The organism is Vibrio sp. F13, from assembly GCF_020806305.2.
GTDB classification, from domain to species: Bacteria; Pseudomonadota; Gammaproteobacteria; order Enterobacterales; family Vibrionaceae; genus Vibrio; species Vibrio crassostreae_C.
In genome coordinates this window covers 2,438,271-2,461,772 of sequence record NZ_CP170175.1, presented here as the reverse complement: position 1 = coordinate 2,461,772, position 23,502 = coordinate 2,438,271, and the positions used below count along the sequence as shown (strand labels likewise).

Sequence of the window (23,502 nt, the reverse complement as noted above, 5' to 3'; positions counted from 1 at the left end):
ATGGTAAACCTTTCATAACTATCACCTTAATAAATCAATAAAAAACAAATTTGATTTCTCGGTTCCTTGGAGGCGATAAAACGGACTCATCCTTTGAGCATTTACTCTTCGTCTCAGAAGTTGGTTATTAATATACCCCAAAGAAAAAAGATTACAAGTATTTTTTGCTATACGTCACACTTTTTGGCTACTTATGGTTATTTTGCAAACTTATTTTTGTAATTAAATTACAAAAAAGAATTAAACAAACGTTTGCCCGTGTCATTTATAAGCATCAAAGCGCTTAATCATGATCAGATGGACAAGATCGCTTTCAAAATTTGAGCTATTTGAGGTTTAGAACCGCTACTCGTCAAAACACTCTAGTGGTATGCTGTTGCCATCAAAACAGACCCATATTTTAGATTTTTGTTCTAAGTTTTCACCTATAAAAACCCTAAATATATGGTTATCAAATAAAAAAGGAGTCATCCGTGTCTGAATTCCATTCTGAGATCAGTAAATTATCCCCTGCCCCTATTTGGCAGTTCTTCGATAAGATTTGCTCAATCCCACACCCTTCAAAGCATGAACAAGAGCTTGCTCAATACATTATTGCTTGGGCAACAGAGCAAGGCCTAGATGTACGTCGTGACCCAACGGGCAACGTATTCATCAAGAAGCCAGCAACGCCGGGTATGGAAAACAAAAAAGGTGTGGTGCTACAAGCTCACATCGATATGGTTCCACAAAAGAACGAAGACACCGTTCATGACTTCGCTAAAGATCCAATCCAACCATACATCGATGGTGAGTGGGTTACAGCAAAAGGGACAACGCTTGGCGCTGATAACGGCATGGGCATGGCTTCTTGCCTAGCGGTTCTTGCTTCAAACGAAATCCAGCACGGCCCTATCGAAGTTCTACTAACAGTAGATGAAGAAGCAGGCATGACTGGTGCTTTCGGTCTTGAAGCGGGTTGGTTAGAAGGCGATATCCTTCTTAACACCGATTCAGAGCAAGAAGGCGAAGTGTACATGGGTTGTGCTGGCGGTATCGACGGCGCAATGACATTTGAAGTTGCACGTAATGCAATTCCTGCTGATTTCGTAACACGCAAGCTAACGTTGAAAGGCCTTAAAGGCGGTCACTCTGGTTGTGATATCCACACAGGCCGTGCAAACGCAAACAAACTGCTTGCTCGCTTCCTAGCGGGTCACGCGAAAGAGCTAGACCTACGCATCGTCGAATTCAAAGGCGGTAGCCTACGTAATGCGATCCCTCGTGAAGGTTTCGTAACGGTTGCAGTACCTGCTGCAAACCAAGAGAAACTGGCTTCTCTATACAACTACTACACAGAGCTTCTTTCAACTGAGCTAGGTAAAGTAGAAGACAGCATTGTTACTTTCAACGAAGAAGCTTCGGTTGAAATGGGCGCTCTTGCAGCAGCTGACCAAGCTCGCTTTATCGCGGCACTTAACGCATGTCCAAACGGCGTGATTCGTATGAGTGACGAGATTGAAGGTGTTGTGGAAACGTCTCTAAACGTAGGTGTTATCACAACAGAAGAGAACTCAATCACAGTACTTTGCCTGATCCGCTCTCTTATCGATTCAGGTCGTAGCCAAGTAGAAAGCATGCTTCACTCTGTTGCTGAACTAGCAGGCGCTAACATCGCGTTCTCTGGTGCTTACCCAGGTTGGAAACCAGACGCAGATTCAGAAATCATGCATATCTTCCGTGACATGTACGAAGGTATCTACGGTCACAAGCCAAACATCATGGTTATCCATGCTGGTCTTGAGTGTGGTCTATTCAAAGAACCTTACCCGAACATGGATATGGTTTCTTTCGGCCCAACCATCAAGTTTCCGCACTCTCCTGATGAGAAAGTGAAGATCGACACCGTTGAGCTATTCTGGAACCAAATGGTTGCATTGCTTGAAGCGATCCCAGAAAAAGCTTAATTCGATAAGCTATGTTTGTTCAGTAAATGGTGTTTTACAGTAAACACCGTTTATCTGAGACAAAATAAAACAGGTACTCAATGAGTACCTGTTTTTGTATCTAATCTTTGTAGCTACTACTTGTGACTAAATAAACAATTAAGCGCGTGAAGCCGCGTAGCTTTCTAGCTCATCAATTGAAGTTTGTGCCACAACTTCGCCATCGATGAAGTACGTCACCATCTCGCCATCACGAACACCGATTAACGTCGCACGCTCACCAGACTGGTAAGTAATGTCCATTTGGATCGTGTTTTCATCAATCTGCTGCATTTGACCTTTTTCGATCACATCTGCACTCGTGATAGGACCCACTGGCGCTTCCGTTAGAGACGGATCAAGTTGGTGGTTGATGTCTAGGTAAGTATCAGTCTTAGTATCAAAGATGTGCGGAGCACCTGTTAGTGGGTTGCTACCAGTCCAGAACTCTAGTGAGTTGAATACTAGGTAATCGGCAGCAACTGTTAGACCGTATGCAGGTGCAAGTAGCATGTTCAAACCACCACGAGCGTAACGGTTATCAACAGCCTTGATGTTGAACTTCATTAGGTAACCCGTTACTGCGTTGCTACCAACACAGCCAGATAAAGCAACAGATACCACCGCTAGTGCTACAACTTTTGAAATTGTTTTTTTCATTTTGATCTCAATATTTGAATTTGGCCGCCAAAAAATGGCGGTGGATAATACCAACGAACTGAATGACAAATATCAGCTCTAAGTTAATGTATTGTCAGAAAATTCAAAATTTTAAACACCCTTCAATTAGCCAGATAAAAAACTGAAACCAATTCAGAAGTCCCTTCATAAAAAACTTTTGTCGTCACCGTAAAGCGATTGATTCGTACTAAAAATCAACGATTGCTACATTCCGTGTTAACGAATTATCACCATGTTGAGAACAACCTAAATGGCAAGACTAAAACCTAATCAACCATTCGAATTACTTGGTTATACTGTTCAGCCAGGACAACGAAAAGAGATTGAACTACAGGCAGCTCAGCTTTACACGCACTCTCCACTTTCGATCCCGATTGAGATCATCCACGGTCGCCAAGCAGGCCCAACACTAATGGTAAACGCTGCTATTCACGGTGATGAGCTAAACGGTGTTGAGATTGCACGACAGTTAACTAACGCAATAGAACCTAATAAACTGAAAGGTACATTAATTGTTGTGCCGATCGTAAACGTATTTGGCTTCATTCATAAATCTCGTTACTTACCAGACCGTCGCGACCTAAACCGTTGCTTCCCAGGTAGTGAGAAAGGCTCATTGACATCACGCATCGCTTACACCTTCTTCGAAAACGTAGCGAAGCACTGTGATTACATTTTGGATCTACATACAGGTGCTATTCACCGTACTAACCTGCCACAGATTCGTGCAAACCTATCAAATCCAGAAACATTACGAATTGCGAAAGCGTTCGCAACGCCAGTAATCATTGATTCACCTTTGCGTGATGGTTCACTGCGTAGCGAAGCTGAAAAACTGGGCATCCCGGTACTGACTTATGAAGGTGGTGAAGCGCTGCGTTTTGATCCTTTAGCGATTCGTGCAGGCTATCTAGGCGTTCATCAAGTGATGAAAGAAATAGGCATGTTGCGCCCTAACCGTAAGAAGTTGCCAGAGCCAGTATTGAGCAAATCCACCAGCTGGATCCGCGCTGAATCAGACGGCATCTTGCGTAATATGGTAAGACTTGGTGAGCAAGTTGAGGCTGGGCAAACTCTAGCTTACATCAGCTCTCCTTTGGGCCACGAAGAAGGCCAAGTGATCACAACCAAAGGTGGTATTGTGATTGGCCAGCAAACGCTGCCTCTTGTCAACGAAGGTGATGCAGTATTCCACATTGCTTACTTCAAACAAGACGATGAAGAAGTAGGCCAATCAGTAGAAAGCTACATTGAAGAAGTAGCAGAAGACGATTGGCTAACCACACTGAACAACTGATTAAAGCTTGATAGAGCGACGTTAAAAGCGATAAATAAAAACCGTCGCTCTTAGGCAAAATAGAAACGAACTCCACAAACGAAAAAGCCCCAATATAGTCACCTATATTGGGGCTTTTTTTATAAGTCCCTTATCTTAAAATTAAGGGACCTATAAGTTAATCGTGCACCGAATTACTCAGCGTCTTCCTCTTCTGCACGAGCTTTAGCGCGTGCTTCACGAGCTTGCTCAGCTTTAAGCTCTTTAGTGTGACGTAGTTCGTCACGCTCTTTACGCTGCTCTGATTTACGCTCGTTACGTTCTGCTTGGTTTGCGATGAAAGATGCTAGTTCTTTCTCTGCCCACTCTTGTGCTAGAGCTTCAGTTTCGAAACCAGACTCACGCTTAGATACTGTAGTACTGCGAGATGTTACTTGACGAGTAATCTCTGCACACCAACCGTTGCGTTTTTCTGTAAGGCGGATATCAAATTTTTTGTTCTTAGACATGTTCTATTTTTTCCTAAGGGAGATCATTACGGGATCGGTCAACTTTGATAACTCCATCTAAGTGGGTATCTTTTAACACCATCCCTTGGTAAGCGCGGTATTAGAGCACAAATCAACACATATTGCTGCAAATATTTGCAGCGGATCACACTCTAGTGCGGTAAATCGTTTGCGAGTCATTTCAATTCGTTCATAACTCCAAAATAGCTTCCAATTTACGGGGCACTTTCTCGATAACGAGCAAATGAACTATGCTCAAATAGAGATAAATGAAAGAGATAGCCTATAGACTCGGATCTCACCATCGAAACACCTCACCTACTCCGCCCATAATTACAATAGCGAAGGGGTTGCTATGGATAGCTTTATCAAAAATTTACCTAAAGTTGAACTGCACTTACATATTGAAGGTTCGTTAGAACCAGAACTGATGTTCAAACTCGCCAAGCGTAATAACATTTCAATTCCCTTTGAAAACCCAGACCAAGTAAGGGACGCGTACCAATTTCACAATCTTCAGTCCTTTCTCGATATCTATTACCAAGGCGCTAACGTACTCATTCATGAACAAGACTTCTACGACCTGACATGGGCTTATCTACTGAAGTGCCAGCAAGATAATGTGGTTCATACCGAAATATTCTTCGACCCTCAGACTCACACTGAACGCGGCATTGCCTTTGAAGTCATAGTCGGTGGGATCACTCGAGCTTTGAATCAAGCAGAGCAAGAACTTGGCATCAGCAGCCAACTGATCATGTGCTTTCTGCGTCATCTCGATGAAGACAGCGCTTTTGAAACACTCAAACAAGCCCTTCCTTATAAAGATAAGATCATTGCCGTTGGGTTAGATTCATCAGAACAGGGCAATCCACCAGAGAAGTTTAAACATGTATTCCAAGAAGCGATCAACCAAGGCTTTCTGACTGTCGCGCACGCCGGAGAAGAAGGCCCAGCACAAAATATTAGCGACGCACTGAGCTTGCTAGGCATTACCCGAATTGATCATGGCGTTCGCTGTGTAGAAGATGAAGAGTTGATGGAACAGCTAATAGCAAAACGTACACCACTGACCGTCTGCCCGCTGTCGAATACCAAGCTCAAGGTGTTTGAGACCATGCAAGAGCACAACATCGTCGAGTTGCTGAGAAAAGGGCTGTGCGTCACCATCAATTCCGATGATCCGGCTTACTTCGGCGGCTATATGAATGATAACTTCCTCGCCGTCGCCAATGCTCACCCAGTGACCAAAAACGAATTGGCGCAGTTCAGTATTAATGCCATCGAAGCCAGTTTTATCTCGCCTCACGCCAAGGAAGATCTCATCACACAGGTACGCCAATACCTTGCTGCGAGTACTTAATGAGTTATCAAGATCAAAAAGGGAAGCTCTGAGCTTCCCTATCTATATCAATAGATAACTAATTGGCTTAGCCCGGGTGACCATCCACTCTTGGCGTTAACAGCATCATCCCAAATTTCCAGATAAATAGACCGAACGCTAACGTCCATAAACCCGCGCTGATATTGACCATCTCAAATAAATACGCCGGGAAGAATGTCACACCTAAACTACGAACGAGTGCCGCGATAAATATAGCCGAGAACGCCAAAGCCATACTTGGCCCTTTATAGATAGCACGGCCAGTATGTCCCATTGTCACGCGCGTGATCATCGCCAGAATTAACCCACTCAAACCGCCAATCGCAAACAGGTGCAGCATGTTATGGCTCGCGAACGGGTTATCTAGCAAACCGCGTAACAGCAAGCTGAGAGGGATACATAGGTAAGCCGCATGCAGCGACCACACCAAGGGTTCTGATAGTGTTGTCCAAGGCTTCCAGCGGATAAAGCGCACCAACTGTGTCACACCTGCAAATACCATCAACTCATTGCCGACTTGAGCAAAGGTCAATGGGAAGAAGCTCAACACAAATAAGCCAACCAAAGGTAGATTGGCTAACCATTCCAACCAAACCAAGGGCTGCGCTTTTTCGAAATCAAAACGACGCGCTGTGAAGAATGGGATCACTCGCCCACCCATCACTGATAACAGCAAGGTAAACCACCACAACATAGACTGCCAAACTGCAGACGATGGGAATGGAGGCATCCCCTTAATGGTCGCGTAACTAGCAAAGTTCGCCACGATAGCCAATATAAACAGTGGCACAAAGAATAGATTCTTCCAGCCTTTCGACTTCACGACTCGGAAACCAATTTCGTAGGCGGCGAAGATTAAGAACAGCGCCTCAACCGACGAGATCAGCCATAACGGAGCGGGGGTCCAAAACAGAATACGAGGTGCGAGCCAAAAGCCCACAAGAATTGCCAACCGATAGTGCTTGGTTCCATTGACACCCGTCCAGGTTTGCACGGCAGTGAGCACAAAACCGACCACTATCGCCATTGAGAAACCAAACAGCATCTCATGCACGTGCCACCACAGTGCGGGAACTTTTAAAATCTCAGGCTGACCGTTTTGGAACATGATGACCCAAGCGACAATCGCGATCACTGCATAGAGACTGCCTAAAAAGAAGAAAGGTCGAAAGCCTAAACGCAGGTAGGCTGGAATCGCGTCTTCTACACTTTTATCTGTGATATTTAACAAACTCGCTCCTAATTCTCAGATAAGCGGCCAAGGTATTACCTAAACCAAATTTTGTGTGCATCAAATCCGATGCAATATGCAGATCACAATGCATGAAACGCGCCAATTAGATAAAACCAGTAAAAACAGCGACTCACGAGATTCAATAGCCAATAAATAAGTCAAAAAAACACAACCAAAAGAGTCATAAAGACATATACATGTATAAATAGAAACTTACTGACTTTTGGTATCTCGCCACATATAGTAAGACTAGACTTAAATGGAACAACTCAGACAAGGAATGCGATGTATATTTTTGGTTATGGCAGTTTAATCAACTCATCTTCACGTCAGCTTACCGGTCAGACAGGGCAAGCGATCCCTGCGATTGTTCATGGCTTGATTCGCCATTGGAGCAAGATCGATGACAGCTATGTCTTATCCCCTTTGATCGTCAATCTCGGCGAAGGACAAGTGAATGGTGTGTTGCTTGAGGTGGATGATATTGCACTGGCTGAGTTTGATCGCCGTGAGCGTGGTTATCACCGTATCGAATTAAAGGCCTCTCAGATAGAAAGCCAAGATGAATTCAAACAGGATCAACCGATCTGGGTTTACATCAAAGACGAGATTGAAGCACCTTGCGAAAACAGCCCTATCGTTCAAACCTACGTCGATACTGTATTAGCAGGATGTTTAGAGGTGTCTGAAAGCTTTGCGGCGCACTTCGTTAAACACACACAAGGTTGGCATCACCCATTAGAAAATGATCGCCACCAGCCTAAATACGGCAACCTTGCTGGGGTTTCCGATCACCATCACAGTGTGATTGATGGCTTGATACTAACTGTACGCAGCTAGTTGATTTAGGTTGGTGAACACATTGACTCACCAACCTAAAGTGAGCTTAAACGACACGAATACCTGCTGGCATCGCACGTTCAGGTGTTAGCAATACACTTTCAGATTCATCTTCCGTTTCTGCACAAAGCAACATGCACTCAGAAGTGTGGCCTCTCATCTTCGCCTTCGCTAGATTGCACAAAACAACAACCTGCTTACCCATCAACTCTTCTTCTGTGTAGTAAGGGACTAGGCTGGTCACCGTTTGCAGTGTCTTGTCACCAACATCCACTTGCACTATGTAAAGCTTGTCGGCGTTTTCATGACGCACAACCTCAATGATCTTACCCACACGCATTTCTAACTTAGCAAAGTCACCATAAGAGACAGTATCCATTTCTCACTTCCTATATTGGTTTATTTTCACTCATCAAATCATTTACTAAAATTAAGTAAAATGTAAATGTTTACACTAGCATTAAGCCTAATAATTACAAGCGGTAAAGATCTCATTACTGGAAGTAAAATGAGAGTTTCGTTGCCTTACTATCATTGTCGGTGTTAAATAGATGAAGCAATGTATAGAGGTTAAAAATGGCAACAATTAAAGATGTAGCAAAGGAAGCTGGTGTTTCTGTTGCAACCGTATCTCGAGTGATCAACAAGTCTCCCAAGGCGAGTGCAAGCTCGGTAGAGTCTGTAACTAAAGCGATGTCTAAACTTGGCTATCGACCGAATGCCAATGCTCGAGCGCTGGTAAGCCAAAGCACGAACACTGTTGGTGTATTGGTCGGTGACATCTCCGATCCCTTTTTTGGCACGCTGGTTAAGGCTGTCGACAATGTCGCTCGTGAGAACGGAAAACATATCCTTGTCGGTAATGGCTCGCACGATCGTGAAGAAGAGAGACAAGCGATTGAATTGCTGATTAACAGCCGTTGTGACGCCCTGGTGATCCACTCTAAAGGCCTCACCGACGAAGAACTGATTGCCTATGCAAAAGAGGTCAAAGGCTTAGTACTGATCAACCGTTATATTGCTGAGATTGCCAACCACTGTATTTTCTTAGACAACAAAAAAGGTGCGTATCTTGCGACGGAATATCTGATCCGCCATGGCCATAAAAACATTGCCTGTATCGCCTCATCGCATAGCATTGAAGATGCCGATGAGCGTATCCAAGGTTACTTAGCGGCACTCTCAGATTACAAAATAGCGCTCTCTGACAGCTATATTGAATACTCAGCGCCGACCAGTGACGGTGGCGAATACGCCATGACTAACCTTCTGACTAAGTCACTGCCAATCACTGGCATTGTGGCGTACAACGATTACATGGCAGCTGGTGCTTTGTCTGTCCTTGATGAAAACGGTATTCAAGCGCCAGACAAAATGTCGATCATCGGTTTCGATGATGGTTTGATTGCCCGCTATGTTCATCCAAAGCTCACCACTATTCGCTACCCGATTCAGATGATGGCAGAGAAAGCGACACGACTCGCGTTGCACTTAGCCAAAGGTGAAAACACCTCAACTGAACCAATGATGTTCTCTCCAACTCTGGTACGCCGTAATTCGGTAGAGAAAGTCTAGGTTCTGGTCGACTCATCAAGCAATAAACAAAAAAAAGCCCTAACAGAATCGCTTCTGTTAGGGCTTTCCTACCTTACTCAGATACTCAACAATTGCGCTTAATAAACCGCACTCTTGTTGAGCACCACTTTTGCTCATCCCCCAAGAACAACGCGATAATTCACATCGTCCTATTCACAAACAAAAGATATTGACGTAACCGCTTTGAGCTAGAGCGTACTAGTTTGAAGAATCCCCCGAAAATTCAAACTGGTAACAGGTACTGTAGTTATATTCTTGTTCAGGCTTGAGAATACAACTGTCCTGCTTCCACTCTGGGTGGTTAGGAGAGTCAGGTAAGAACTGGGTTTCTAGCGCCAAACCAGCGTAGTCTTCATAGCTGCCACCACTTCGGTTTGGTGTGCCACCAAGCCAGTTTCCGGTGTATAGCTGCATCGCAGGTTTGGTTGAAAATACTTTTAGTGTGACGAGCGCATCCGGTGAGGTTACGGTCGCGGCGCATTGAGTGCGTTTGCAGCCATCAGCCAATAAGAAAGAGTGGTCGTAACCCTTTGCTGCTTTCTGCTGTTCATCGCCCAACAAACGCTCTGAGATCATCATAGGCTGATTGAAGTCAAAGCTGGTCGATTTCACTGATTTAAGGTTACCTAACGGAATACCCACCGAATTGGTCGGTAAGAACTGATTAGCATTGATACTGACAATGTGTGACAAACAATCGTGTCCAGCTTCAGCGCCAAGTAGATTGAAGTACGCATGATTCGTTAGGTTGACTACAGTCGGCTTGTCTGTGGTTGCAGAGTAATTAATGGACACTCGATTGTCTTCGGTGATGTCATAACGTACCGACACATTCAAATTCCCCGGGAATCCTTGGTCGCCATCAGCAGACTCTAGACTGAACACCACTGACGTTTCGGTTTGCTCGGCAATATTCCAACGGCGTTTATCAAATCCGTTCGGGCCACCATGTAAGGTATTGCCCGCTTGGTTGGTTTCCAGCTTGTAATTCTGACCATCAATTTTGAAACGACCATTAGCAATGCGGTTAGCATAACGGCCTACGGTTGTGCCCATATAGCTGGCTTGTTTATCGAAGTTCTCCATTGAGTTAACACCCAACAACACTTCTCTTTTGTTTCCCTTTACTGGCAGGATACAGCTCAACCATGTTGCACCAATATCCATGAATGTCACTTGAATCCCATGCGTATTTGATAGCGTCACTAACTGAGCGGGTTGGCCATCATAGGCTGGAGTCTGCGCCATGGATTGATGCAGGTTTTGCTCTTGTGTCATTCTAAATTCCTTCTAGTGCCAGTAAAAAGCCTCTACCTGAAGTAAAGGCTTTAGCATTTGGCCTACCATGATCTTTTTACTTGGTAAGCTCTATATTAAGTCTCGAAGCTGTTAGATTACTTCAACTAAGCCTGCTCCGTCTTTCGCTTGGCACACATAAATAGATTCTTTTAGCCCCGTCGCCGCTTGATATTTCTGTTCAACGGTTGTTTTGATTTCATCAACCAATGCAGGTGGAACCAATGCCACAATACAACCACCGAAACCACCGCCAGTCATACGCACGCCACCTTGTTCACCGATCACTTCTTTGACCATATCAACCAGCGCATCAATCTCTTTCACCGTGATTTCAAAATCATCACGCATTGATGCATGCGATTCAGCCATCAACTCGCCCATACGCTTCATATCATGAGTGCGTAGAGCTTGAGCCGCTTCAACAGTACGGTCATTTTCAGTAATCACGTGACGAGCACGTTTCGCGACCATTTCATCCAATTCAGACTCTTTCGCTTTGAATTGCTCAATGGTCACATCACGAAGTGCCGGAACACCAAAGATGCGCGCCGCTTCTTCACACTGTTCACGACGTGTGTTGTATTCGCTGTCGACTAAGCCGCGTTTCTTGTTTGAGTTAATGATAACCACAGCCATATCTTCTGGCATTGAAACCGCTTGAGTCTCTAGGCTACGACAATCCAAAAGCATCGCGTGGTTTGCGCGACCTTCTGCAGAGATCATTTGGTCCATGATGCCGCAGTTACAGCCCACAAATTCGTTTTCGGCCTGCTGACCATTTAGCGCCACTTCAGCTTGGCTGATCTCTAGGTTATAAAGCACCTTGAATGTTTGACCAATCACCACTTCCAGCGCCGCAGAAGAACTTAAACCTGCACCTTGAGGCACGTTGCCCGTTACAGAGATGTCTGTACCTGTAAATTCAAAGCCGCGACCTTTTAAGCACTTCACCACACCACGAATGTAGTTAGCCCACATCTTGTCTTGTTGGAATGTGATCTCTTGAGTTAAATCGAACTCATCGACTGCATTACCGTAGTCCACTGATACTACGCGAACAATGTTGTCGTCACGCTTAGCCGCGGCGACTACCGTTTGGTAGTTAATGGCACACGGTAGAACAAAACCATCGTTGTAGTCAGTGTGCTCGCCGATCAGGTTCACACGACCTGGTGCTTGGATAATATGAGTCGCTTGGTAACCAAGGACTTGCTCAAAAGATGCTTTCACGTTTTGGATTAGGTCAGACATAAGTAAACTCTCTGGTTAAACTCTTTGTTCAATTGGTTATGGCCCCTTCACGGCACCACTTTAATTCTTTTAGATTCCCTATCTCATTCGTCTCTCACGGTAGGGAATGACAACATCAGCCTTTCACCTGCCGTCATTCCAGAATCGAGGGACGAGATATCAGGAATCTCGCTCGTTATCTACGAAGTAGGCTATTCCTGCTCTTTATAGTGAACGTCACTCAAATCACGCAGACGTTGCGCGGCTTGTTCTGCAGTTAAATCACGCTGAGACTCAGCCAGCATTTCGTAGCCGACCATGAACTTACGAACCGAAGCACTGCGTAACAGTGGCGGGTAGAACAACGCATGCAGTTGCCAGTGATCGATGTCGGTGCCTTCTTCGAAGAACGGTGCATAGTGCCAGCCCATTGAGTAAGGGAATGAACACTGGAACAAGTTGTCGTAACGACTGGTCAGCTTCTTAATCGCAAGCGCTAAATCATCACGCTGCTCGTCAGTCAGTTCGCTCATACGGCGAATGTGTGTTTTTGGTAGCAACATGGTTTCAAATGGCCACGCCGCCCAATAAGGCACCACAGCGATCCAATGTTCAGTTTCAACCACAGTGCGAGAACCGTCTTTCATTTCAGATTCAACGTAATCCACTAAAAGATTCGAACCTTGTTGTTCAAAGTACTCTTTTAACAGTTTCTCTTTGCGTTCAATCTCGTTGGGCAAAAAGCTGTTTGCCCAGATCTGACCGTGTGGGTGTGGCTGAGAACAGCCCATGGTCTCGCCTTTGTTTTCAAACGCTTGAACCCATAGGTAGTCTTTACCTAGCTCTTCAATCTGTTCATTCCATGTGTCGATAACACCGCGAATCTTGTTTACTGGTAACTCTGGCAGCGTTTTGCTGTGGTCCGGAGAAAAACAGATCACGCGGCTCAACCCGCGAACACCTTGAGTCTTGAATAGAGGGTTTTCAGACTCTGGAGCGTCAGGCGAATCGGGCATCAAGGCCGCGAAATCATTACTGAATACGTAAGTGCCGTCGTAATCTGGGTTTTCGTCGCCCGAGATACGCGTATTGGTTGGGCACAAGAAACACTCTTTCTCGTACGCAGGAAGCTGCGCGGTCGATGGTTTTTCATCTTGGCCACTCCAAGGACGTTTTGCTCGGTGCGGTGATACTAAGATCCACTGACCCGTTAATGGGTTATAACGACGATGCGGGTGGTCTACTGGGTTAAATTCAACTTTTGACATGTTTAGATTGCTCTCAAATTTTGTGTCTTGGTCAATTCACCAAGATGAATAATTCTTCTACAAGGAGATTCCCTATCACGCTCGTGCCTCGCTGTAGGGAATGACGTGTAATCTCATGTGCTAGTGATACAACGGCTATCGCTTCATATCCTTATGCTCATCCGTCATTCCAGAATCGAGGTACGAGATATCTGGAATCTCTCTTTTTTCAATAGCTTAAAAGTTCTTTAGTAACCTTGTGGGTTATTCGACTGCCAATTCCATGTATCCGCCGTCATCTCCATCACGCTACGCGTCGCCTTCCAGCCAAGCTCGCGCTCTGCTTTTTCAGTACTTGCCCAACATTCGGCAATGTCACCTGCGCGGCGTGGGCAAAGTTCATAAGGAACCGGTTTGCCCGATGCTTGTGCGAAGGCTTCAACCATCTCGAGTACGCTTGAGCCTTTGCCCGTGCCTAGGTTGTAAATGTGTAAACCCGCCTTCTCGCCAACCGCTTTCAATGCGGCTACGTGTCCGTCCGCTAAATCCATAACATGAATATAGTCGCGAACGCCTGTGCCATCGACTGTTGGGTAATCGTTTCCAAAAACAGCCAATTTGTCGCGACGACCTACCGCTACTTGAGCAATAAACGGCATCAGATTGTTTGGGATACCTTGTGGGTCTTCACCCATAGTGCCCGATGGATGTGCGCCAACTGGGTTAAAGTAGCGCAGTAACGTCACGCTCCAGTCGTTTTCGGCGTTGAACAAATCACTCAAACATTCTTCGACCATGTACTTACTGCGACCATAAGGATTAGTTGTTGCACCCGTTGGAGAGCTTTCAGTAATTGGCACCACTTCTGGATCACCGTAAACGGTAGCCGAAGAGCTAAATACAATGCTCTTCACACCCGCTTTCTTCATGCTGCGAGCTAACACCAATGATCCATTGACGTTGTTATCGTAGTACTCCAAAGGTTTAGACACCGACTCCCCAACCGCTTTCAGGCCAGCAAAGTGAATCACGGCTTGGATATCGTTTTCTGAAAACACGCTATCTAGAAAAGATTGATCACGAATGTCGCCAAGATAAAAAGTTGGTCGCTTACCGGTCAATGATTCGATTCGCTCCAGTACTAGCTCTTTGCTGTTGCAAAGGTTATCAACAATGATTGGCTCCATACCCGCCTGTATCATTTGAATACATGTATGACTTCCGATATAACCCATGCCGCCCGTAACCAGTACTTTCACAATCAACCTCTCTTTGTCGTCATTCTTGGACTAACTCGAACTGACATTCAGCTCAGTAGCACCGTATGCCAGAAATAGTAGCAGCCATTTTGACTATAATTCTGTGATCAAAACCACGAAGTGTAAACGTTTACACTAACTCATATCATTGTTACTGAACGTGACATAGGGAGAACCTATAAACAAACACATCTAATTCATTGAATTTTAATAAGATAATTATAGATAGTTAGATTTGAGACATCATAGAGGAGTTGAGCATTTATTTTACTAAAAGTTAATGCAATGACGTCCAGTTTGATTACAATAGGTCTGTAGAATAAAGAGGTGCATTGCTTTTTTACTAAATACCAATTTCAAAGCAGCGCAATGTTCCAATAACAGGAAGTGAGTATGGCAACGTTAAAAGATATCGCGACTGAAGCGAATGTATCATTGGCTACAGTTTCAAGGGTTCTCAATGAAGATCCAACATTAAGCGTCAAGGAAGAGACCAAAAGGCGTATCTTTGAAATTGCAGAGAAGTTGGAATACAAAACCAGCAGCTCACGAAAAACCGTTAGCAGTAAAAAACAAAACCATCACTTCCTAGCACTGTATAACTACAAGCAAGAAGCGGAAGTTAACGACCCTTACTATCTATCGATTCGCCACGGGATTGAAACCCAATGTGAAAAGATGGAAGTTAAGCTAACCAACTGTTATGAAAGTAAAATACAGATCAATTCAGCACCAATCACAGGTGTTTTGTTGGTGGGTAGAATGACACCAGAGGTTATCGAGCAAGCTAAAAAGCTGAGCGATAATATCTGTTATGTCGATTTTACCGATCACTCAGAACCTTATGACTCTGTCGATATCGACCTGGCTTTGATCAGCAAAGAGATCACCAACTTCTTTATCAACCAAGGCTATGAGCGCATCGGCTTTATTGGTGGCCAAGACGACGTCAATACCCCTGATATTCGTGAAGTCGCTTTTGCTGAATATGGTGGCCTCAAGAACGTTGTCAGTGAGCAAGACATCTACCGTGGTGACTTCTCTAGCTCATCAGGTTACAAGCTTGCAAAACAGATGCTCGCGACGGGCGACTACCCTAAAGCCATGTTTATTGCGTCAGATTCCATCGCAATTGGCGTTTTACGAGCAGTTCATGAGCACGGATTAAACATCCCTGAAGATATTGCGCTGATCAGTGTAAACGACATCCCAACAGCTAAATTTACCTTCCCATCTTTATCAACGGTTCGTATTCACTCTGAACTGATGGGAATTCAAGGCGTTAACCTGCTGATTGAAAAAGTACGCGACGGCCGAACCATCCCACTACGTGTCTATGTACCAAGCAAACTCAAGCTGCGCGATACAACAAAATAATTAAATATATCAAGTAGATAAATAAAGGCTACCTTTGTTGAAGGTGGCCTTTTTTGTGCCCGTCACATACATCAATCTCCACGTATCCCCCTCTTTAATCTGCTACATAAATCAGCCAATAGCATTCTTTTAAGTGGATCACACAGCACCGTAAAAAGACCATAAAAAACGTGATGAAGTTAAAGTAAAACGTTTTCACCAATTTCATTTAGTAAAACTTTTACTAATAATTACCTCAGTCCAAAAATACTCGTATTCACTACGACCCAATTACGCATAAGAACGTCGGTCAGCAAACTGCATTCAGACCGAGAGAGAGGCAACGTGAACAACTGGGAAAACTTCCTGAACTTACATGAGAACCGTATGGCACCGCGTGCATACTTCTTCTCGTACGCATCAGAAAAAAATGCAAAAACGTTTCAGCGTGAACTGAGCAGCCACTTCCAACTATTGAGTGGCCAATGGAATTTCAGCTATTTCACCAATCCGCTATTGGTTCCTGAAGAGTTCTATTCTCAGGAAATGAGCGACTGGGGAAACATCACGGTTCCAAACATGTGGCAAATGGAAGGCCACGGCGATCTTCAATACACAGATGAAGGTTTCCCATTCCCAATAGATGTGCCTTTCGTACCATCAGACAACCCAACCGGCGCATACCAACGCTCTTTCTTCCTTGGCGAAAGCTGGGACGAGAAACAAACCATCATCAAATTTGATGGCGTTGAAACTTACTTCGAAGTTTACGTAAACGGCGAGTACGTGGGCTTCAGCAAAGGCAGCCGCCTAACCGCTGAGTTCGATATCTCTAGCCAGGTAAAAGCAGGCAACAACCTACTTTCTATTCGAGTGATGCAGTGGGCCGACTCTACCTACATTGAAGACCAAGACATGTGGTGGACGGGCGGTATCTTCCGTGACGTTTACCTAGTAGGTAAAGAACAACTGCACGTTCAAGACGTTACCGTTCGCACTGACTTCGACGACGCTTACCAAAGCGCGACCCTGTTATGCAAAGTGGAACTAGAAAACCTAGCAGCAGCGGCAAACGCAACCCTTGAGTACGCATTGCTCGATGGCAGCCAAGTTATCTCGCAAGGCTCTGTAGATAGCTTAAGTGTCGATGGCAATACGAGTACTCAATTCTCTATTGATGTGGTTAACCCTGTCCAATGGAACGCTGAGAACCCTTACCTATACCAACTGCTGCTTACGCTGAAAGATGGTGACGGCAAGGTGTTGGAAGTGATTCCACAGCGCGTTGGTTTCCGCGACATTAAAGTTCGCGATGGTCTGTTCTACATCAACAACAAATACGTGATGCTGCACGGTGTAAACCGTCACGACAACGACCACCTAAAAGGTCGTGCGGTTGGCATGGATCGCGTAGAGAAAGACTTAGTGTTGATGAAGCAGCACAACATCAACTCAGTACGCACGGCGCACTACCCGAACGACCCACGCTTCTACGAACTGTGTGATATTTATGGCCTATTCGTTATGGGCGAAACCGATGTCGAAACTCACGGCTTTGCTAACGTTGGCGACCTAAGCCGCATCACTAACGATGCCGCATGGGAAGCGGTGTTTGTTGAACGTATCGAACGTCATATCCACGCTCAGAAGAACCACCCTTCTATCATCATGTGGTCGCTAGGTAACGAGTCTGGTTACGGTTGCAACATCCGCTCTATGTACGATGCAGCAAAAGCAATTGATGACACGCGTCTGGTTCATTATGAAGAAGACCGTGATGCTGAAGTAGTCGACATCATTTCAACCATGTACTCACGTGCTCAACTGATGAATGCCTTCGGTGAATTCCCACACGAAAAACCACGCATCATCTGCGAATACGCACACGCAATGGGTAACGGCCCGGGTGGTTTAACTGAATACCAAAACGTGTTCTACAAGCATGACGCAATTCAAGGTCACTATGTTTGGGAATGGTGTGACCACGGCATTCTAGCGCGTGATGAAGCAGGCACAGAGTTCTACAAATACGGCGGTGACTACGGTGACTACCCGAACAACTACAACTTCTGCATGGACGGTTTGATCTACCCAGACCAAACGCCAGGCCCTGGCTTGAAAGAGTACAAGCAAGTGATTGCCCCAGTGAAGCTTCGCGATTTCGATGCACAAACGGGCACCTTCACGGTAGACAACAAACTTTGGTTCTCAAACATCGATGACTACACCATCACTGCGGAAATCCGTGCTGAAGGTGAAACCATTGCTGTGCAACACATCAAGATTGAAGAACTGGCAGAAAACTCGAGCCGTGAACTGACACTTAACTTGCCACAACTTGATGAGCGCGAAGTGTTTGTGAACTTTACCGTGCGCAAGGATTCTCGTACGCCTTACAGCGAAGCGAACCACGACATCGCGGTGTATCAATTCCAAGTGAAAGAGAACACAGCACAGCTAGAAGCCTTCACTAACAACAATGCGACAGCACTGAATGTGGAAGAGTCTCGTTTAGCTTACCTAATCAAAGGCCACAACTTCGCACTGAACTTCTCGAAAGTGAACGGCAAGCTGACGTCATGGTTGGTCAATGGCGAAGAGATGATTAAGTCAGAACCACGAATCAACTTCTTCAAGCCAATGATCGATAACCATAAACAAGAGCACGATGGTTACTGGGAGCCTGCACACTTGCAAATTATGCAGGAGCACTTCCGTAGCATTGACCTTGAATGCGTTAACGTTGAACAGGTAAATGGCAAGGTAGAGATCACCACCACCAGCATCATTGCTCCACCAGTATTCGATTTCGGCATGCGTTGTGAATATCGCTACCAAGTTAATGCTGAAGGCCAATTGAACGTTGAGCTAAGCGGCGAACGTTACGGTGAGTACCCTCATGTAATTCCTGTGATTGGTTTTGATATGGGCATCAACGGCGACTTCGACCAAGTCCAATATTACGGACGCGGCCCTGAAGAGAACTACCAAGACAGCAAGCAAGCCAACATGATTGATGTGTACCAATCAACCGTTGCAGACATGTTCGAGAACTACCCGTTCCCACAGAACAACGGCAACCGCCAACACGTTCGTTGGGCTGCGCTTTCAAGCCGCGCGGGTAATGGTATTGCAGTAAAATCACAGCAAGAAATCAACTTCAGCGCATGGTTCTACACCAACCAAAACCTGCACCAAGCACAACACACCATTGAGCTAGAGAAAAGCGGTTACATCACGTTAAACCTAGATCACCAAGTGATGGGCTTAGGCTCTAACTCTTGGGGCAGCGAAGTGCTCGATTCTTACCGCGTTTACATGGACGAGTTCCGCTACGGTTTAACTCTGATTCCATTCCAAGCAGGCGATTGCGATGCGCAGCACCTAATCAATCACAACTTTGGCGATGAGTTTTTTACGGTGAATGCACCAAAAGCTCAACCACAACTGAACGAGGCATAAGCGATGATCGTTTTAGAGAACTTAGAACAATTTAAAGTCGTCTACCGCGATGGTCGTAAATGGCAACGCTGTGTAGAAGCGATTGAAAACATCGGAAACATCAAAGATGGCGTGATGTATTCAATTGGTGATTCACTGGCTTACATGATTGAAGACGGTGTGTCTCGTAACACAGAAAACTTCACCGGTAATCGTCGTTACTTCGACGTGCACTACTACCTAGAAGGCCGTGAAACGGTTGAATTCGCAGCGAAATCAGAGCTAGAGCAGATCCAAGCTTATAGCGATGAAACCGACCGCGAACACCTAATGGGGAACGGTGAAACTCGTGAGCTAGCTGAAGGCCAAGTGGCGATCTTTGACAACAATCAGGCTTACCGTTTCCACGGTGATAACCGAGTTCGAAAAGTGGTACTGAAAGTGACCATTGAAGACGGTTACTTCCTCAATAAATAAACAATAACGCTATCTATTCACAGTATGTATCGAGCCTTGCCGTTCAAGGCTCCAACATGCTGAACAAAGCCTCAATGCTTCCTCCCTACAAGGAAGCATTGAGAAATAACGACTATAATTACGTGATTCCTCGGAGGACACTATGTCTGAATCTGTACGCGGTAAGTTAGGCAAATTTGCCCTACTCTCCATGACATTTGCAGCGGTATTTAACGTTCGCAACATTGTAAACAACAACATCGAATTGGGATTGAGTTCAGCCCCTATCTTTTTGCTCGCGACCCTTATTTACTTCATTCCGTTCGTGTTCATCATTGCTGAATTCGTATCAGCAAATAAAAATTCTGAGTCAGGCATGTATGACTGGCTAAAAAAACCACTAGGCTCAAAAGCAGCCTACCTAGGTTCCTTCCTATACTGGTTCGTAAACCTTTTCTGGTTTGTATCCCTGCTACCAAACGTAATCGCCTATGCGTCTTACGCGATGTTGGGCTATGAATACGCCTTCTCGCCAGTCGTCACATCGGCTATCTCGATTGCTCTGTTTGCTGCAGCAACTCACATCTCAACCAAAGGCGCGAGCTGGCTAGGTAAGATTGCCGAGATCGTGGCCTACGGCGTATTCGCTCTGTTTGCAATCTACGTTATCGGTGCACTAATGGCACTAGGCGGCAACCATGAGCCAGTAGAACCAATCACGCTTGAAGCAATGACACCGACCATCAACTGGGCAACGCTAGGTATCATGTGTTGGATCTTCCAAGCAGCCGGTGGTGCAGAAACCGCAGCCGCTTACCTAAACGATGTTAAGGGCGGTCACAAGTCTTTCATCAAGGTTATCATTGGTGCAGGTATCGCAATCGGCGCAATGTACGCAGTGGGCTCTCTTCTAGTAAACGTATTCGTTGCTCGTGATGAACTGACCTACGCTGGCGGCATGGTTGAAATCTTCACAGGTATGGCGAACTACTTCGACATTTCACAATCTCTAACGGGTCGCTTCGTCGGTATTATCCTATTCGTTGCTATGTTCGGTTCGATGATGATGTGGACAGCAGCTCCAGTAAAAATTCACTTCTCTGAAATCCCTAAAGGTGTTTACGGCGAGAAGACAACAGAGCTTAACGAACACGGCGTGCCAGTACGTGCAGCTTGGTGGCAGTTCGCGTTTGTATTCGTGATGCTTGTGGTGAACGGCTTCGGCTCTGAATCTGTACAAGACATGATGAATACAGCAATCAATCTAACAGCAGGTACCGCAATGCTACCGCCAATCTTCATCATGGTGGCCTACTTTGTATTCCGCTTGAAGCATGACGATACACCACGTGACTTCCGCATGGGTACTCGAGTTCAAGGTATGTCTGTTGTGTCAGTACTTATCGGTATCTTTGTTGTAAGTATGACGGCATCAGCATTCCCAACGGGTGTAGACCTAATGCAAGCGTTCTTCGTCAACGTATTTATGACCGCTGTATTCTCAGCTATCGCTTGGTGGTGGATCTCTCGCTTTGAAAAGAAGCAAGCAGGTAAAGATGCAAAGCTAGAAGCGGCTAAACAATCGTAATACTTAGCAGCATTAGAACTAATTTAAAAAGCGCCTGTCACGGCGCTTTTTTGTTTTAAATCAGATAATTAAAAACCAATAACCGAAAATAAAAACGCCATTCCGTCAAGGGCTCACTTCACGAAAAACGTTAATTAAATCGTAATAAAACTCGAACAAAAACAAAGGTAAAATATTAACTAAATTTATTTACTCAAGGTCACATATTTGATCAATTTTGATTAACTTCCCGCCGCTTAATCTTTAATCTTCTTGCTGAAGAGACGAACGAGTTCATATTTAAAAACGACAAAAAAGCCCCTACAAGCCTTACAAATAGTCGTTCATGAAACAAACAATCTCTTTGATGAACCTCTTAACCTTTAACTCTTTGTTTTGGTAATAACTTTACTGAAAAGCAAGAAGGGGAAGCACTAAGAAGTCCGATCGTAAATCTATAAAAACAACAATGAGCCAACCCTGACAAAACAAAGCGGGTGTTTGCCAAACCAACATAACAATAAAAGTGCGGCCTAGAGCCTCCCTCTCTAGGACCAAGTTATAACGATCATCAACGTGATTCACCGGAGAACATCATGTCCGAAAATAAACGCAGTACGATAGGCAAGTTTGCCCTACTGTCTATGACCTTCGCGGCGGTATACAGCTTCAACAACATCATTAACAACAACATCGAGATCGGCCTTTCCTCGGCTCCGATGTTCTTTCTAGCAACCATCTTTTACTTTGTGCCATTTTGTTTGATCGTTGCAGAGTTTGTGTCACTGAATAAAGACTCTGAAGCGGGTGTTTACTCTTGGGTTAAAAGCTCTCTAGGCGGCCGCTGGGCGTTTATTTCAGCTTACACCTACTGGTTTGTTAACCTGTTCTTCTTCACCTCTCTGCTCCCTAGAATCATCGCTTACGCGTCGTATGCGTTCTTAGGTTTTGAGTACATATTCACGCCAATGACCACCGCAATTCTAAGTACTATTTTGTTTGCGGTCGCGACTCATATCTCGAATAACGGTGCGAAATTACTGGGCCCTATCACCTCACTAACATCATCACTGATGCTGCTGCTAACGATGTCTTACATCTTGCTATCTGGCGGTGCTTTGGTAGGCGGTATCGAGCCAGCTGACCCAATCACCATTGAAGCCATGACACCAAGCTTCAACTGGGCATTCCTTGGCGTAATCACTTGGATCTTCATGGCGGCAGGCGGTGCAGAATCGGTCGCGGTTTACGTTAACGACATCAAAGGCGGTCACAAGTCTTTCGTTAAAGTCATCATCATTGCCGGTATCTTCATCGGTGCGCTTTACTCGGTAGGATCTGTGTTAGCAAACGTGTTTGTTTCGCGTGAAGAGCTTAAATTCACAGGCGGCTCAGTTCAGGTATTTGAAGGGCTAGCAAGACACTTTGGCCTGTCTGAAATCTTGATGAACCGTTTCGTTGGTGTGGTTTCATTCACGGCGATGCTGGGCTCTCTGCTGATGTGGACGGCAACACCCGTTAAGATTTTCTTCTCTGAAATCCCTAAAGGTATCTTCGGTGAGAAAACGGTCGCTCTAAACAAACAAGGCGTTCCAGAGCGTGCGGCTTGGATTCAGTTCTTGATTGTGATTCCACTGATGTTCATTCCGACACTGGCGTCCGATACGGTTCAAGATCTGATGAGTACCATTATCAACATGACAGCTGCAGCATCGATGTTGCCACCGCTATTCATCATGATCGCGTACCTTAATTTACGTTTGAAGTTGGATCACTTACCTCGTGATTTCAGAATGGGCTCACGTATGACAGGCATTACCGTGGTCTCGATTCTGATCGGCATTTTCACTGTTGGCTTCTTTGCGTCAACCTTCCCAACAGGTGCTGACATCATGACCATCATCTTCTACAACGTGGGCGGGATTGTTATCTTCCTTGGCTACGCGTGGTGGAAGTACGGAAAATATGAAAAAAGCTTATCTCCAGAAGAGAAAAAACTAGAAGCAAAACCTGAACCGGCGAACGCTTAGTTTACCCTGCACTCTGATTTAAACTTCGGGCACTCTGACTTAAACTTCAGGCACTCACATTTGGTGAGTGCCTTTTTATTTGTCGGTACATTTCCACTAACCATCTCGATTAAATCAAAGCCATTCAAGAATC

At 45.1% G+C, this 23,502-nt stretch carries 18 protein-coding genes; 10 read left to right on the top strand and 8 right to left on the bottom strand.

The annotated features are described in order from the left end of the window. Window positions 1-473: 473 nt before the first annotated feature. A complete protein-coding gene (locus LMH68_RS11420) occupies window positions 474-1,946 on the top strand; it encodes an aminoacyl-histidine dipeptidase (protein ID WP_229647671.1) in 1,473 nt (490 codons plus the stop codon). A 138-nt stretch (window positions 1,947-2,084) separates the two neighbouring features. On the opposite strand, the gene LMH68_RS11415 is transcribed toward LMH68_RS11420, so the two are convergent. Beyond that, window positions 2,085-2,624 (bottom strand): DUF3332 family protein, encoded by a 540-nt coding sequence (locus LMH68_RS11415; RefSeq protein WP_048605541.1) that lies wholly within the window; start codon window positions 2,622-2,624, stop codon window positions 2,085-2,087. A 271-nt stretch (window positions 2,625-2,895) separates the two neighbouring features. Here LMH68_RS11415 and LMH68_RS11410 point away from each other — a divergent pair, with 271 nt between their 5' ends. Beyond that, window positions 2,896-3,942 (top strand): succinylglutamate desuccinylase/aspartoacylase family protein, encoded by a 1,047-nt coding sequence (locus LMH68_RS11410; RefSeq protein WP_010436338.1) that lies wholly within the window; start codon window positions 2,896-2,898, stop codon window positions 3,940-3,942. Between the two features lie 173 nt (window positions 3,943-4,115). On the opposite strand, the gene LMH68_RS11405 is transcribed toward LMH68_RS11410, so the two are convergent. After that, window positions 4,116-4,430: a DUF3622 domain-containing protein gene (locus tag LMH68_RS11405; RefSeq protein ID WP_010436335.1), complete on the bottom strand. Its 315-nt coding sequence runs from the start codon at window positions 4,428-4,430 to the stop codon at window positions 4,116-4,118. A 355-nt stretch (window positions 4,431-4,785) separates the two neighbouring features. Here LMH68_RS11405 and LMH68_RS11400 point away from each other — a divergent pair, with 355 nt between their 5' ends. Then, complete coding sequence (locus LMH68_RS11400) at window positions 4,786-5,793, top strand: adenosine deaminase (RefSeq protein ID WP_229647670.1); 1,008 nt, start codon at window positions 4,786-4,788, stop codon at window positions 5,791-5,793. 67 nt (window positions 5,794-5,860) lie between these two features. On the opposite strand, the gene LMH68_RS11395 is transcribed toward LMH68_RS11400, so the two are convergent. Next, complete coding sequence (locus tag LMH68_RS11395; RefSeq protein ID WP_229647669.1) at window positions 5,861-7,045, bottom strand: NnrS family protein; 1,185 nt, start codon at window positions 7,043-7,045, stop codon at window positions 5,861-5,863. 288 nt (window positions 7,046-7,333) lie between these two features. Here LMH68_RS11395 and LMH68_RS11390 point away from each other — a divergent pair, with 288 nt between their 5' ends. Then, window positions 7,334-7,888, top strand: coding sequence for a gamma-glutamylcyclotransferase family protein (locus LMH68_RS11390; RefSeq protein ID WP_017060795.1), 555 nt, complete (start codon window positions 7,334-7,336; stop codon window positions 7,886-7,888). 46 nt (window positions 7,889-7,934) lie between these two features. Here LMH68_RS11390 and LMH68_RS11385 read toward each other — a convergent pair whose 3' ends face one another. Then, window positions 7,935-8,267, bottom strand: a complete 333-nt coding sequence (locus LMH68_RS11385; protein ID WP_017060796.1) for a tRNA-binding protein — start codon at window positions 8,265-8,267, stop codon at window positions 7,935-7,937. 197 nt (window positions 8,268-8,464) lie between these two features. On the opposite strand from LMH68_RS11385, the gene LMH68_RS11380 reads away from it, so the two are divergent. Beyond that, window positions 8,465-9,463 (top strand): substrate-binding domain-containing protein, encoded by a 999-nt coding sequence (locus LMH68_RS11380; protein WP_017066816.1) that lies wholly within the window; start codon window positions 8,465-8,467, stop codon window positions 9,461-9,463. A 219-nt stretch (window positions 9,464-9,682) separates the two neighbouring features. Here the strand turns inward: LMH68_RS11380 and galM are convergent, their stop codons facing one another. From galM to galE, 4 genes are all read right to left on the bottom strand, one after another. Next, a complete protein-coding gene (galM, locus tag LMH68_RS11375; protein ID WP_017063325.1) occupies window positions 9,683-10,762 on the bottom strand; it encodes a galactose-1-epimerase in 1,080 nt (359 codons plus the stop codon). A 111-nt stretch (window positions 10,763-10,873) separates the two neighbouring features. Then, a complete protein-coding gene (galK, locus tag LMH68_RS11370; RefSeq protein ID WP_229647668.1) occupies window positions 10,874-12,034 on the bottom strand; it encodes a galactokinase in 1,161 nt (386 codons plus the stop codon). Between the two features lie 191 nt (window positions 12,035-12,225). Continuing rightward, the gene (locus tag LMH68_RS11365; protein WP_229647667.1) at window positions 12,226-13,281 is read right to left on the bottom strand and encodes a UDP-glucose--hexose-1-phosphate uridylyltransferase; all 1,056 of its coding nucleotides are present in this window, start codon (window positions 13,279-13,281) and stop codon (window positions 12,226-12,228) included. Between the two features lie 227 nt (window positions 13,282-13,508). Then, the gene (gene galE, locus LMH68_RS11360; RefSeq protein WP_229647666.1) at window positions 13,509-14,519 is read right to left on the bottom strand and encodes a UDP-glucose 4-epimerase GalE; all 1,011 of its coding nucleotides are present in this window, start codon (window positions 14,517-14,519) and stop codon (window positions 13,509-13,511) included. A gap of 393 nt (window positions 14,520-14,912) precedes the next feature. On the opposite strand from galE, the gene ebgR reads away from it, so the two are divergent. The 5 genes from ebgR (at window position 14,913) to LMH68_RS11335 (ending at window position 23,369) form a co-directional block, all read left to right on the top strand. Next, the gene (ebgR, locus tag LMH68_RS11355) at window positions 14,913-15,896 is read left to right on the top strand and encodes a transcriptional regulator EbgR (protein WP_017069515.1); all 984 of its coding nucleotides are present in this window, start codon (window positions 14,913-14,915) and stop codon (window positions 15,894-15,896) included. Window positions 15,897-16,220: 324 nt separating this feature from the next. Continuing rightward, window positions 16,221-19,337 carry a beta-galactosidase subunit alpha gene (ebgA, locus tag LMH68_RS11350; RefSeq protein WP_229647665.1) on the top strand — a complete coding sequence of 1,039 codons (3,117 nt, stop codon included), beginning with the start codon at window positions 16,221-16,223 and terminating at the stop codon, window positions 19,335-19,337. A gap of 3 nt (window positions 19,338-19,340) precedes the next feature. Further along, window positions 19,341-19,793 carry a beta-galactosidase subunit beta gene (locus tag LMH68_RS11345; protein WP_229647664.1) on the top strand — a complete coding sequence of 151 codons (453 nt, stop codon included), beginning with the start codon at window positions 19,341-19,343 and terminating at the stop codon, window positions 19,791-19,793. 142 nt (window positions 19,794-19,935) lie between these two features. Beyond that, complete coding sequence (locus tag LMH68_RS11340) at window positions 19,936-21,360, top strand: amino acid permease (RefSeq protein ID WP_229647663.1); 1,425 nt, start codon at window positions 19,936-19,938, stop codon at window positions 21,358-21,360. A 575-nt stretch (window positions 21,361-21,935) separates the two neighbouring features. Next, on the top strand, window positions 21,936-23,369 hold the full coding sequence (locus tag LMH68_RS11335) for an amino acid permease (RefSeq protein WP_017069519.1): 1,434 nt from the start codon (window positions 21,936-21,938) through the stop codon (window positions 23,367-23,369). Window positions 23,370-23,502 lie beyond the last annotated feature (133 nt).

Bases quoted from the DNA above. Each gene is read 5' to 3' on its own strand.
- LMH68_RS11405 (WP_010436335.1), bottom strand. From the start codon at position 4,430: ATGTCTAAGAACAAAAAATTTGATATCCGCCTTACAGAAAAACGCAAC.
- LMH68_RS11385 (WP_017060796.1), bottom strand. From the start codon at position 8,267: ATGGATACTGTCTCTTATGGTGACTTTGCTAAGTTAGAAATGCGTGTG.
- LMH68_RS11380 (WP_017066816.1), top strand. From the start codon at position 8,465: ATGGCAACAATTAAAGATGTAGCAAAGGAAGCTGGTGTTTCTGTTGCA.
- LMH68_RS11390 (WP_017060795.1), top strand. From the start codon at position 7,334: ATGTATATTTTTGGTTATGGCAGTTTAATCAACTCATCTTCACGTCAG.
- LMH68_RS11410 (WP_010436338.1), top strand. From the start codon at position 2,896: ATGGCAAGACTAAAACCTAATCAACCATTCGAATTACTTGGTTATACT.
- galM (WP_017063325.1), bottom strand. From the start codon at position 10,762: ATGACACAAGAGCAAAACCTGCATCAATCCATGGCGCAGACTCCAGCC.
- LMH68_RS11345 (WP_229647664.1), top strand. From the start codon at position 19,341: ATGATCGTTTTAGAGAACTTAGAACAATTTAAAGTCGTCTACCGCGAT.
- LMH68_RS11415 (WP_048605541.1), bottom strand. From the start codon at position 2,624: ATGAAAAAAACAATTTCAAAAGTTGTAGCACTAGCGGTGGTATCTGTT.
- LMH68_RS11340 (WP_229647663.1), top strand. From the start codon at position 19,936: ATGTCTGAATCTGTACGCGGTAAGTTAGGCAAATTTGCCCTACTCTCC.
- LMH68_RS11400 (WP_229647670.1), top strand. From the start codon at position 4,786: ATGGATAGCTTTATCAAAAATTTACCTAAAGTTGAACTGCACTTACAT.
- LMH68_RS11335 (WP_017069519.1), top strand. From the start codon at position 21,936: ATGTCCGAAAATAAACGCAGTACGATAGGCAAGTTTGCCCTACTGTCT.
- ebgR (WP_017069515.1), top strand. From the start codon at position 14,913: ATGGCAACGTTAAAAGATATCGCGACTGAAGCGAATGTATCATTGGCT.
- galK (WP_229647668.1), bottom strand. From the start codon at position 12,034: ATGTCTGACCTAATCCAAAACGTGAAAGCATCTTTTGAGCAAGTCCTT.
- LMH68_RS11365 (WP_229647667.1), bottom strand. From the start codon at position 13,281: ATGTCAAAAGTTGAATTTAACCCAGTAGACCACCCGCATCGTCGTTAT.